This window comes from Ornithinimicrobium pulveris (genome assembly GCF_050261105.1).
In the GTDB taxonomy this organism is placed as follows: Bacteria; Actinomycetota; Actinomycetes; order Actinomycetales; family Dermatophilaceae; genus Ornithinicoccus.
Genome location: NZ_CP189837.1, coordinates 3,266,938 through 3,278,583, shown reverse-complemented (window position 1 = coordinate 3,278,583; position 11,646 = coordinate 3,266,938). Strand labels below are relative to the sequence as shown.

Genomic DNA, 11,646 nt, shown 5'->3' with positions numbered 1-11,646 from the left:
GCGCTGTTCCATACCCGTGCTGTTTCCAAAACTGCGGCAGGATCGGCGTATGTCCACCAGCACCTTCCCCGACCCCGCCCGCTACGACGCCATGACCTACCGCCGCGTGGGTCGCTCCGGCCTCGTCCTGCCTGCCGTCAGCCTGGGCCTGTGGCACAACTTCGGCCACGACGTTCCCCTCGAGCGCCAGCAGGCGATCCTGCGGACGGCCTTCGACAAGGGCATCACCCACATCGATCTGGCCAACAACTACGGCCCGCCTCCCGGGGCGGCCGAAGAGATGTTCGGGGACCTGCTGCGCCGGGACTTCCGGGGGCTGCGCGATGAGCTGGTGATCTCCAGCAAGGCCGGCTGGGTCATGTGGCCCGGGCCGTATGGCGGCGTGGGCGGCTCCCGCAAGTACCTCGTCTCCAGCGCCGACCAGACCCTCAAGCGGCTCGGCGTCGACTACCTCGACATCTTCTACCACCACCGCCCGGACCCCGACACTCCGCTCGAGGAGACGATGGGCGCACTGGATCACATCGTGCGCAGCGGCCGCGCGCTCTACGCCGGCATCTCCTCCTACTCCCCGCAGAGCACCCGCCGCGCCGCCGAGATCCTGCAGGACCTGGGCACGCCGCTGCTCATCCACCAGCCGTCCTACTCGATGCTCAACCGGTGGGTCGAGGACGAAGGCCTGTTGCCGGTGCTCGACGAGCTGGGCGTCGGCTGCATCGCCTTCTCGCCCCTCGCCCAGGGGATGTTGACCGACCGCTATCTGGACGGCATACCGGAGGGGTCGCGGCTCACCCAGGGCAAGTCGCTGCAGGAGGGGATGCTCACCCAGGACGCGCTTACCCACCTCCGCGCGCTGAACGAGATCGCGCAGGAGCGCGGACAGACGCTCGCTCAGATGGCGCTCGCCTGGACCCTCCGTATGCCGCAGGTCACCTCGGTCCTGGTCGGTGCCTCCCGCCCCGAGCAGCTGGAGGCCAACCTCGGCGCGCTGGACAACCTTGACTTCTCCGACGATGAGCTGAGCGCGATCGACCAGCACGCGGTCGACTCCGGGATCGACATCTGGCGCGACGCGCGCAAGAGCGACGGCCGGGACTGAGATGGCCAGACCCCTAGCCGCCTTCTTCCGCGATATGGAATGATTCATCCACACCACGGAAAGTCAGGAGAGTGTGATGTCGTCCTCCGATCTCACCGACCAGCTCACCACCGAGCTCGACGAGATGCTGCGCAGCGCCGATGAGGAGCTCGTCGACCGTTTCCCCGGGGACGCGGCCGCGCGCCAGCCGGTGCACACCGTCTACGTCCCGGCGGATGCCTTCAGCGACGAGCTCATCACCCAGTGGGGCGCCGCAGCCCGCGAGGCGCTGACCGAGCACGAGGCGCTCCTCGCCGGCCTGCTCGGCGAGGGCGGGCGCGACGTGCTGCCGCTCGTGGCGGACAAGCTTGAGCGCGAGCCGATCGAAGATCTGCGCATCGACTTCGAGGATGGTTACGGCAACCGCGGCGATGACCAGGAGGACGCCGACGTGGTGGCCGCCGCTGCCGCCCTGGCCCGGCTCCAGCAGTCGGGCCCCGGCAAGGCCCCGCCCTTCACCGGCATCCGGTTCAAGTCCTTCGAGGGTCCCACCCGGGCCCGCGGCGTGCGCACCCTCGTCGGCTTCGTCTCGGCGCTGCTTGAGGCGGGCGGCACGCTCGACGGCTTCGTGGTGACCTTCCCCAAGGTGACCAGCGTCGACCAGGTCGAGGCGATGGTGCGGGCTGCCGAGCGGATCGAGCAGGCCCACGGCCTGGACGCCGGATCGCTGCGCTTCGAGATCCAGGTAGAGACCCCCCAGTCCATCCTGGGGCCGGACGGCAGCGCGCTCGTCGCCCCGATGATCCACGCCGGCCAGGGGCGCGTCACCGCGCTGCACTACGGCACCTATGACTACTCGGCCTTCTGCGGCATACCGGCGCCCTATCAGTCGATGGAGCACCCGGTCGCCGACCAGGCCAAGCTGGTGATGCAGGCCGCCGCCGCCGGCACCGGCGTGCGCCTCTCGGACGGCTCGACCAACATCTTGCCGCTCGGCAGCGAGCATGAGGTCACCGCCGGCTACGCCCTGCACCTGCGCCTAGTCCGGCGCTCTCTGGAGCGCGGCTACTACCAGGGCTGGGACCTGCACCCCTCCCAGCTGCCCAGCCGGTTCGCGGCGACGTACGCCTTCTACCGGGAGAACTTCCCGGCCGCAGCCCAGCGGCTGCGCAACTACCTCGGCCAGGCTGGCGGCAATGTGATGGACGAGCCGGCGACGGCCCGCACCCTCGCCGACCTGGTCGTGCGCGGCCTGGACTGCGGCGCGCTGCGACCCGAGGAGGTGCAGGAGGCCACCGGCGTCCGGGTGGATGAGCTGATGGCCCTGGCGCGGCCTCGACGTGGATGAACAGCGAGCAGGTGCGGCTCGGCCCCGAGATGTGACGTAGATCACCTAGACGCCCGCGACGGCTTTCGCTAATGTTCCGTATTACGGGAATCTTCTTCCACATCGCGGAAACATCGAGACTCGGCAGTGGCGCCCTTGTCCGCGGGAGGCGTAGGCCGATGCAGAAGGAGTGTGACCAGCATGGGCATCGTGCTCGGCAAGAACCAGTACGGCAAGGCGGAGAACCGTGTCGTCCGCATCGTGCGCGACACCGACCGTCATGAGATCCGGGATCTGAACGTCTCCACCTCGCTTCGCGGTGATTTCACCGCCGCCCACTTCGAGGGCGACCAGGCGGACGTTCTGCCCACCGACACCCAGAAGAACACCGCATTCGCCTTCGCCAAGGAGGTCGGCATCTCCTCGCCCGAGGAGTATGCCGTCGCCCTCGGCACCCACTTCCTCACGGCTGCGCCGCAGGCGACCGGTGCGCAGATCCGGGTGGAGGAGTACGCCTGGGACCGCATTCAGGTCAACGGTGAGGGCCACGACCACGGCTTCGTGCGCCGTGGCACCGAGACGCGCACCGCTGTGGTGACCGTCGACGGCCGTGACGAGGACCAGAATGTCTGGGTCGTCTCCGGCTTCTGTGACCTCGTGGTGCTGAAGTCGACCGGCTCGGAGTTCCGGGGCTTCCTGAAGGACAAGTACACGACCCTGCCCGAGACCACGGACCGGATCATGGCCACCTCGCTGACCGTGCGCTGGCGCTGGGGCAGCACCGAGGGCGTGAACTTCGACGAGGTCTACGAGTCGGTCAAGGCGTTGTGCCTGGCCGCCTTCGCGACCACCTACAGCCGCGCCCTGCAGGAGACGCTCTACGCGATGGGCCGCGACGTCCTCGAGGCGCACCCGGAGATCGCCGAGATCAAGTTCTCCGCGCCGAACAAGCACCACTTCGACTACGACCTGGGTCGCTTCGGCATCGAGAACAACAACGAGGTCTTCATCGCCGCCGACCGCCCCTACGGTCTGATCGAGGCGACGATCGCCCGCGACGACGACGAGACCGACGCCGGCGAGGCGTGGACGGCCGTCCCGTCGTTCATCTGAGGACTCGCGTAGGAGGCGACGGCACGTGAGCGATGCACAGCACTTCAACGACCAGCCCGAGCAGGACGCCCGGGAGCTCCTCACCGGATGCCTCGACGTCCCCCGCTGGGTCGAGGAGGTGCTGGCCGGTCGCCCGTATGCCGATCGTGCCACGCTCTTCGAGGTGGCCGACCTGGCCGCCCGAACGCTGAGCCGGGAGGAGCTGGACGCCGCACTGGCGGGCCACCCCCGGATCGGCGAGCGGGCGGCCGCCGGCCACAATGTCGCAGCCTCCAAGCGGGAGCAGGCTGGCGTGGACGTCTCGCAGACAGACACGGTGGCCCGCCTCGCCCAGGGCAATGCTGCCTATGAGCAGCGCTTCGACCGGGTCTTCCTCATCCGCGCGGCCGGGCGGTCCGCGGAGGAGATCCTCGCCGAGCTCCAGCGGCGGCTGACCAACGACGATGAGGCCGAACGGGCCGAAGTCGTCGACAACCTGCGGGAGATCGCTCTCCTGCGACTCGACCAGGCAGTGTGATTTCGATGGCTTCCCTGTCCACCCACATCCTCGACACCTCTCTAGGCCGTCCCGCCGAAGGCGTCTCCATCTCGCTGGCCACGATCGAGGGTCAGGAGCTCGGCGGTGGCACGACCGACGCCGACGGCCGGATCGGTCAGATCGGCCCGGCCGAGCTCGAGCCCGGTGACTACGTGCTGACCTTCGCCACCGGTGACTACTACCGGGCCTCCGGTCAGGAGGGCTTCTACCCCACGGCCTCGATCGCTTTCACGGTCGCGGCGGGGGAGAAGCACTACCACGTGCCCCTGCTCCTCAACCCCTGGGGCTACAGCACCTATCGCGGCAGCTGACCGCCCTTCTCGCTGCCGTGTGACCGCGGACCCGGACGCGGGCGTCAGGACATCTTGACGCCCCGTCCGGATTCCGCCTACACTCTCACTCAATGGAAAAAACTTTCCACGATACGAAAAACGACCTGATCCACCAGAGCACCCGAAGCGAGTGATCATGACGGACACGACCACCCACAGCCTTCGCTACCTGGCCAACTGCTCGATGCTGTTCACCGAGCTGCCGCTCCTGGAGCGCCCCGCCGCCGCGCGCGACGCCGGCTTCACCGCCATCGAGTTCTGGTGGCCCTGGCCGGACAACCCGACCCCCTCGCAGGAGGAGATCGATGAATTCGTCACCGCCGTGCAGGACGCCGGCGTGCAGCTGGTCGGCCTCAACTTCTTCGCCGGTGAGCTGACCGGCCCCACCGACGCTGGCGCCCTGTCCATCCCGGAGCGCAGCCAGCAGTTCCGCGACAACATTCCGGTCGCGGTCGCCATCGGCGAGCGGCTCGGAGTCCAGGCCTTCAACGCCCTCTATGGCGTCCGGGTCGAGGACGCCACCCCCGAGGAGCAGGACGAGCTCGCGCTGGAGAACCTGGGCCTGGCGGCCGAGGCGGCTGACAGCATCGGTGCCGCCGTCCTGGTCGAGCCCGTCAGCGGCTCCAAGCCCTACCCGCTGCGCACGGCCGCCGACGCGACCGCGGTCGTGGAGACGCTGCGTGAGCAGGGTCACCACAACGTGAGCTTCCTCAACGACCTGTTCCACCTCGCCAACAACGGCGACGACCCGGCCGCTGCAGTCGAGGCGCACACCGACATCACCGGCCACGTGCAGATCGCCGACCACCCCGGTCGGGGTGAGCCCGGCACCGGTGAGCTCGACCTCGGCGGGCTGCTCGCCGCGCTCGAGCAGCAGGGCTACAACGGCTATGTCGGCCTGGAGTACACGCCGACGACGACCACCCAGGAGAGCCTCGCCTGGCTTCCGGAGGACCGCCGCGGCTGACGCCCGCCCGCGCTCCCCACCCCCGACATCGACGCGGCAGCACGCCGCACCCCGCAGACCCAAGGAGAAAGACCATGGCACGCATCGCCTTCATCGGCCTCGGCATCATGGGCAGCCCGATGGCCGTCCACCTGCAGAACGCCGGCCACCAGGTGACCGGCTTCAACCCCAGCCCGGAGCGGGCCCAGCCGCTCGTGGACGCTGGCGGCGCCCGCGCCGAGAGCACCGCCGAGGCCGTCAAGGACGCCGAGATCATCGCGATCATGGTGCCGGACAGCCCGGACGTGCGCGACGTGCTCGAGAACGGCGTCTTCGGCAACGCTCCCCAGGGCGCGCTCATCATCGACTTCTCCAGCATCCGCCCGGACGTCACCGCTGAGCTCGCGGCCGCCGCGCAGGCGCAGGGCTACCGCATCCTGGACGCCCCGGTCTCTGGCGGTGAGGCCGGCGCGGTCAACGCCGTGCTCTCGATCATGGTCGGCGGCGACGCCGCCGACTTCGCGGCCGCCAAGGACGTCTTCGACGCGGTGGGGCGCACCATCATCCACGTCGGCCCCAACGGCGCCGGCCAGACGGTCAAGGCCGCCAACCAGCTGATCGTGGCCACTCACATCCAGGCGGTCGCCGAGGCGCTGATCTTCCTGGAGGCCTACGGCGTCGACACCGAGGCGGCGATGAACGTCCTCGGCGGCGGCCTGGCCGGCTCGGCAGTGCTGGAGCAGAAGAAGAACAACATGCTCACCCGCAGCTTCCAGCCCGGCTTCCGCATCGACCTGCACCACAAGGACATGGGCATCGTCTCCTCCGCCTCCCGCGAGGCCGGCGTGGTGCTGCCCGTCGCCTCCCTGATGGCCGAGCTGATGTCCTCGGCCCGCGCCAACGGCGACGGCGGCCTGGACCACTCGGCGCTGCTGCGCGGCGTCGAGCGGCTGAGCGGGAAGGGCGAGTGACATGGCGCTGATGACCGCGGCCGAGGCCGCCGTTGAGATCCTCAAGAAGGAAGGCATCACCAATGTCTTCGGGCTTCCTGGAGCAGCGATCAACCCCTTCTACAAGGCGATGCAGACCCGCGGCGGGCTGCACCACACCCTCGCCCGCCACGTCGAGGGCGCCTCCCACATGGCCGAGGGCTGGACCCGGGCGCAGGCCGGCAATATCGGCGTCTGCATCGGCACCAGCGGCCCCGCCGGCACCGACATGATCACCGGCCTCTACTCCGCCAGCGCGGACTCGATCCCGATCCTGTGCATCACCGGCCAGGCGCCGGTGGCCAAGCTGCACAAGGAGGACTTCCAGGCCGTCGACATCGCCTCGATCGCCAAGCCGCTGACCAAGATGGCGGTCACCGTCCTGGAGCCGGCCCAGGTGCCCGGCACCTTTCAGCAGGCCTTCCACCTGATGCGCTCGGGGCGGCCCGGCCCGGTCCTCATCGACCTGCCGATCGATGTCCAGATGACCCAGATCGAGTTCGACATCGACACCTACGAGCCGCTGCCGGTCTACAAGCCGGCCGCGACCCGCAAGCAGATCGACAAGGCCCTGGACATGCTGGTGGAGGCCGAGCGGCCGCTGCTCGTGGCCGGTGGCGGCATCATCAACGCCGACGCCGCCGACCTGCTCCAGGAGTTCGCCGAGCTGACCGGTGTCCCCGTCGTCCCCACCCTGATGGGGTGGGGCACGATCCCCGACGACCACCCGCTCAACGCCGGCATGGTGGGCCTGCAGACCAGCCACCGCTACGGCAACGAGACGATGCTCGCCGCGGACTTCGTGCTCGGCATCGGCAACCGCTGGGCCAATCGGCACACCGGTGACCTGGAGACCTACACGCAGGGCCGCACCTTCGTGCACGTCGACATCGAGCCGACCCAGATCGGCCGGGTCTTCGCCCCCGACTACGGCATCGTCTCCGACGCCAAGGCCGCCCTCGAGCTCTTCGTCGAGGCCGCCCGCGAGCGGAGCGAGGCCGGCTCCCTGCCGGATCGCTTGGAGTGGGCCGAGTCCGCCCAGGAGCGCAAGCGGCACCTGTGGCGCAAGACCAACTTCAGCGACACCCCGATCAAGCCGCAGCGCGTCTACCAGGAGATGAACCGCGCCTTCGACCGCGACGTGCGCTACGTCTCCACGATCGGCCTCTCGCAGATCCAGGCCGCTCAGCTGCTGCACGTCTACGGCTCCCGCCACTGGATCAACGCCGGCCAGGCCGGCCCCCTGGGCTGGACCGTCCCGGCCGCGCTCGGTGTCGCCACCGCGCTGCCGGGCGAGAACGTGGTCGCGATCTCAGGTGACTACGACTTTCAGTTCATGATCGAGGAGCTGGCGGTCGGTGCGCAGTTCAACATCGGCTACATCCACGTCCTGGTCAACAACGCCTACCTCGGCCTGATCCGCCAGGCCCAGCGTGCCTTCGACATGGATTACCACGTCCAGCTCTCCTTCGAGAATGTCAACAGCGAGGGCGACCACCCCGGTGGCTACGGCGTGGACCACGTCAAGGTGGCCGAGGGCCTGGGCTGCAAGGCGATCCGGGTCACCGACCCCGACGAGCTGGCCCCGGCGCTGGAGAAGGCGCAGGCGCTGCGCGACGAGTTCCGCGTGCCGGTCATCGTCGAGGTCATCCTGGAGCGGGTCACCAACGTCTCCATGGGTGTCTCGATCGCCAATGTCACCGAGTTCGAGGAGCTCGCCAACGGCGGCGAGGACGCCCCCACCGCGCTGTTCGCCAACCTGGACTGAGAGGCTGGGGCATGACCCGGATCCTCCTCGCCCCGGACAAGTTCAAGGGAACGCTCACCGCTGCGCAGGTCGCCGGCCACCTGGCCGAGGGCATCGCGCAGGTGCGTCCGGACATCGAGGTCAGCATCGTGCCGGTCGCGGACGGCGGCGACGGCCTGCTCGTCGCCGCCGCCTCGGTCGGTTTCGAGCGGGTCGAGCTCACCGCGGCCGGCCCCCTCGGGGAGCCGGTGGAGACCGCCTACGTCACCCGGGACGAGGGCCGCGAGGCCGTCGTGGAGATGGCTGAGATCTGCGGTCTGGCGCTGCTGCCCCGCGACGACCTGGCCCCGATGACCGCGACCAGCCTCGGGCTGGGTCAGGCCATCGCGCACGCGCTCGACCATGGGGCGCAGAAGGTGCTCGTCGGGATCGGCGGGAGCGCCTCGACCGACGGCGGGTCCGGTATGGCGCAGGCCCTGGGCGTCCGTCTGCTCGACGGCGACGGTGAGCAGGTCGGGCTCGGCGGTGCCGGGCTGGGGGACCTCAGGTCGGTGGATCGCTCCGGTGCCCACCCGGGCCTGGAGCAGGCCCGGATCACCTTCGCCTGCGATGTCGACAACCCGCTCACCGGTCGCCATGGCGCCGCGGCGGTCTACGGACCGCAGAAGGGTGCCAGCGAGGAGCAGGTCGAGGAGTTGGACGGCTACCTGGCCGGCCTGGCCGACGTGGTCTCCGAGGCCGCCGGTGAGGACGTCCGCGAAACCTCCGGCGCCGGCGCCGCGGGCGGGGTCGGCTACGCCGCGCTCGCCCTGCTCGGCGCCGAGCTGCGCCCCGGTGCCGAGGTGGTGCTCGAGCTGACCGGCTTCCACGACGCCCTGCCGGGGGCTGACCTGGTCATCACCGGCGAAGGCTCGCTGGACGAGCAGACCCTCCACGGCAAGGCCCCGGCCGCCGTGGCCGATGCCGCCCGCGAGGCCGGCATCCCGGTCGTGGCAGTCGCTGGGCGCCTCCAGCTCGACGAGGAGAGGCTGTCCGCGGCCGGGTTCGAGACGGCCTACGCCATCGCCGACCTGGCCACCGAGCCCGAGGAATCGTTCACCCGACCCGGTCCGCTGCTGCAGGACGTCGGACGGCGCATCGCCGCCGCGCTCCCGCAGCCCGCCGGTCCCGATCCCGACGCCCAAGAATGAGCAAGCACGTGAGCGAGGAAGCCCATGAGTGAGTCGACACCCCACACCACGACGCCACCCAGCCCGCTTGACCTCCTGGTCCGCGCCCGCCGAGCCATCCTCGGCGGCGACCCCGACGCGGCCGAGCAGGCCGTGCTCGTCGGCGTCAAGGACGGCACGGTCGTCCTCGTCCGCCCCTGGGACCCGGCCCGCCCCGACACGGGCGACCCGGCCAGCGACCACGAGGGCGACGCCACCGAGGTCATCGAGCTCGCCGAGGACGAGGTCCTGCTCCCCGGCCTGGTGGACACCCACGTGCACGTCAACGAGCCCGGCCGCACCGAGTGGGAGGGCTTCGCCTCCGCCACCCGGGCCGCGGCTGCTGGCGGCGTGACCACGATCATCGACATGCCGCTCAACTCCATCCCCTCGACGGTCACCGTCGAGGCGCTGCGCGAGAAGCAGGACGTCGCCCGCGATCAGGTCGTCGTCGACGTCGGCTTCTGGGGCGGCGCGGTCCCGGACCACCTCGGCGATATCGAGGCGATGCACGAGGCCGGCGTCTTCGGCTTCAAGTGCTTCCTGGCCGACTCCGGCGTCCAGGAGTTCCCGCACCTGGACGGGCCCACCTTCGCCCGCGCGATGGAGGAGACCGCCCGGGTCGGGGCGCTGATGATCGTGCACGCCGAGGACGCTGACTCGCTCGCCGGGTGCACGCCCGCCAGCGGCAACCACTACAGCGACTTCCTGGCCTCCCGCTCCAGCGAGGCCGAGGGCAAGGCGGTCCAGCGGGTGATCGATGAGGCCCGCCGCACCGGCGGCCGGGCGCACGTGCTGCACCTGTCGGCCGCCGACGCGGTGCCGCTGCTGGCGCAGGCGCGCGAGGAGGGCATCGACATCAGCGTCGAGACCTGCCCGCACTACGCCACCCTGGCCGCCGAGGACATCCCTGACGGCGCCACCCAGTTCAAGTGCTGCCCCCCGATCCGGGAGAAGGGCAACCAGGACCGGCTCTGGACCGCGCTGGAGGACGGGGTGATCGACATGATCGTCTCCGACCACTCGCCGTCCACCGCTGACCTCAAGTGCTTCGACTCCGGCGACTTCGGGGTGGCCTGGGGTGGCATCTCCTCGGTCCAGGTCGGGCTGCCCGCCGTCTGGAACGAGGCCAAGGTCCGCGAGGTGCCCCTCGCGCACGTCGTGCAGTGGATGGCCACCGCCCCCGCCGAGCGGGTCGGGCTGACCAGCAAGGGCCGGATCGCCGAAGGCATGGACGCCGACCTGGTCATCTTCGCCCCCGACGAGGAGTGGGACGTCGACATCACCCGCCTGTTCCACAAGAACCAGGTGTCCGCCTACGCCGACCGCCACCTGGCCGGTGCCGTCCGCCGGACCTTGCTCCGCGGCATACCCGTGACCGATGACAGCGCGCCCGCGGGGCGCCTGCTGCAGAGAGGACAGGCATGACCAACGTCTACGCCACCCCGCCCGGCGGCCTGCCGCCGCAGACCCAGCTGACCACCAACCGGGCGGTTTTCACGCAGGCCTACGCGGTGCTCCCGCACGGCACGATGACCGACATCGTCACCAGCCTGCTCCCGTTCTGGGAGGACACCCGGCTGTGGGTGATCGCCCGCCCCCTGTCCGGCTTCGCCGAGACCTTCTCCCAGTATGTCGTGGAGGTCGCCCCGGGCGGCGGCTCGGACAAGCCTGAGCTGAACCCCGACGCCGAGGGCGTGATCTTCGTGGTCGGGGGCGCGCTGACCCTGACCCTGGAGGGCACCGAGCACCCGATGCCGACGGGGGGCTATGCCTACCTGCCGCCGGGCGCGAACTGGCAGCTGCGCAACACCGGCGAGGAGACCGCGACCTTCCACTGGGTCCGCAAGGCCTACGAGTATGTCGAGGGCCTGGACGTGCCCGAGGCCTTCGTCACCCACGAGGACGAGGTCGAGAAGGGCGCGATGCCGGACACCGATGGCGTGTGGCGCACCCAGCGCTTCGCCGACCCGGCCGACGTGCGGCACGACATGCACGTCAACATCGTGACCTTCGAGCCCGGTGGGGCGATCACCTTCCCCGAGACGCACGTCATGGAGCACGGGCTCTACGTGCTCGAGGGCAAGGCGGTCTACCTGCTCAATGAGGACTGGGTCGAGGTGGAGGCCGGTGACTTCATGTGGCTGCGCGCCTTCTGCCCGCAGGCCTGCTACGCCGGTGGGCCGGGCCGGTTCCGCTATCTGCTGTACAAGGACGTGAACCGGCACGCGAAGTTGCCGTACTGACTCAGATTTCTGAGATGCGGAAAATATTTTCCGAAAACCCCTTCCCAGAAGGGCCGCTCAGGAGTAGGGTGGCTCGCACAACCCGCACCACCGCGGCCGTCGTTCTGCATGGACAACCGGCG

11 protein-coding genes are annotated in these 11,646 nt (G+C 69.9%); all 11 read left to right on the top strand.

The window, feature by feature from the left end:
• The first annotated feature begins 49 nt into the window (after window positions 1-49).
• Window positions 50-1,099: an L-glyceraldehyde 3-phosphate reductase gene (gene mgrA / locus ACQBAT_RS15330; RefSeq protein ID WP_420748611.1), complete on the top strand. Its 1,050-nt coding sequence runs from the start codon at window positions 50-52 to the stop codon at window positions 1,097-1,099.
• Window positions 1,100-1,175: 76 nt separating this feature from the next.
• Window positions 1,176-2,426: a DUF6986 family protein gene (locus ACQBAT_RS15325; RefSeq protein WP_420748610.1), complete on the top strand. Its 1,251-nt coding sequence runs from the start codon at window positions 1,176-1,178 to the stop codon at window positions 2,424-2,426.
• Window positions 2,427-2,606: 180 nt separating this feature from the next.
• A complete protein-coding gene (pucL, locus tag ACQBAT_RS15320) occupies window positions 2,607-3,518 on the top strand; it encodes a factor-independent urate hydroxylase (RefSeq protein WP_420748609.1) in 912 nt (303 codons plus the stop codon).
• A gap of 25 nt (window positions 3,519-3,543) precedes the next feature.
• On the top strand, window positions 3,544-4,035 hold the full coding sequence (gene uraD, locus ACQBAT_RS15315) for a 2-oxo-4-hydroxy-4-carboxy-5-ureidoimidazoline decarboxylase (RefSeq protein WP_420748608.1): 492 nt from the start codon (window positions 3,544-3,546) through the stop codon (window positions 4,033-4,035).
• 5 nt (window positions 4,036-4,040) lie between these two features.
• Window positions 4,041-4,367, top strand: coding sequence for a hydroxyisourate hydrolase (gene uraH, locus ACQBAT_RS15310; protein WP_420748607.1), 327 nt, complete (start codon window positions 4,041-4,043; stop codon window positions 4,365-4,367).
• 157 nt (window positions 4,368-4,524) lie between these two features.
• Window positions 4,525-5,355, top strand: coding sequence for a hydroxypyruvate isomerase family protein (locus ACQBAT_RS15305; RefSeq protein ID WP_420748606.1), 831 nt, complete (start codon window positions 4,525-4,527; stop codon window positions 5,353-5,355).
• Between the two features lie 74 nt (window positions 5,356-5,429).
• The gene (locus ACQBAT_RS15300; RefSeq protein WP_420748605.1) at window positions 5,430-6,305 is read left to right on the top strand and encodes a 2-hydroxy-3-oxopropionate reductase; all 876 of its coding nucleotides are present in this window, start codon (window positions 5,430-5,432) and stop codon (window positions 6,303-6,305) included.
• Window position 6,306: 1 nt separating this feature from the next.
• Window positions 6,307-8,091 (top strand): glyoxylate carboligase, encoded by a 1,785-nt coding sequence (gene gcl / locus ACQBAT_RS15295; protein WP_420748604.1) that lies wholly within the window; start codon window positions 6,307-6,309, stop codon window positions 8,089-8,091.
• An 11-nt stretch (window positions 8,092-8,102) separates the two neighbouring features.
• The gene (locus tag ACQBAT_RS15290; RefSeq protein ID WP_420748603.1) at window positions 8,103-9,260 is read left to right on the top strand and encodes a glycerate kinase; all 1,158 of its coding nucleotides are present in this window, start codon (window positions 8,103-8,105) and stop codon (window positions 9,258-9,260) included.
• 24 nt (window positions 9,261-9,284) lie between these two features.
• On the top strand, window positions 9,285-10,706 hold the full coding sequence (gene allB / locus ACQBAT_RS15285; RefSeq protein WP_420748602.1) for an allantoinase AllB: 1,422 nt from the start codon (window positions 9,285-9,287) through the stop codon (window positions 10,704-10,706).
• Window positions 10,703-11,524, top strand: coding sequence for a bifunctional allantoicase/(S)-ureidoglycine aminohydrolase (locus tag ACQBAT_RS15280; protein ID WP_420748601.1), 822 nt, complete (start codon window positions 10,703-10,705; stop codon window positions 11,522-11,524). Before allB ends, ACQBAT_RS15280 begins: the two co-directional genes overlap by 4 nt.
• The last annotated feature ends 122 nt before the right edge of the window (window positions 11,525-11,646 follow it).

Bases quoted from the DNA above. Each gene is read 5' to 3' on its own strand.
- mgrA (WP_420748611.1), top strand. From the start codon at position 50: ATGTCCACCAGCACCTTCCCCGACCCCGCCCGCTACGACGCCATGACC.
- ACQBAT_RS15325 (WP_420748610.1), top strand. From the start codon at position 1,176: ATGTCGTCCTCCGATCTCACCGACCAGCTCACCACCGAGCTCGACGAG.
- pucL (WP_420748609.1), top strand. From the start codon at position 2,607: ATGGGCATCGTGCTCGGCAAGAACCAGTACGGCAAGGCGGAGAACCGT.
- uraH (WP_420748607.1), top strand. From the start codon at position 4,041: ATGGCTTCCCTGTCCACCCACATCCTCGACACCTCTCTAGGCCGTCCC.
- ACQBAT_RS15305 (WP_420748606.1), top strand. From the start codon at position 4,525: ATGACGGACACGACCACCCACAGCCTTCGCTACCTGGCCAACTGCTCG.
- ACQBAT_RS15300 (WP_420748605.1), top strand. From the start codon at position 5,430: ATGGCACGCATCGCCTTCATCGGCCTCGGCATCATGGGCAGCCCGATG.
- gcl (WP_420748604.1), top strand. From the start codon at position 6,307: ATGGCGCTGATGACCGCGGCCGAGGCCGCCGTTGAGATCCTCAAGAAG.
- ACQBAT_RS15290 (WP_420748603.1), top strand. From the start codon at position 8,103: ATGACCCGGATCCTCCTCGCCCCGGACAAGTTCAAGGGAACGCTCACC.
- allB (WP_420748602.1), top strand. From the start codon at position 9,285: ATGAGTGAGTCGACACCCCACACCACGACGCCACCCAGCCCGCTTGAC.
- ACQBAT_RS15280 (WP_420748601.1), top strand. From the start codon at position 10,703: ATGACCAACGTCTACGCCACCCCGCCCGGCGGCCTGCCGCCGCAGACC.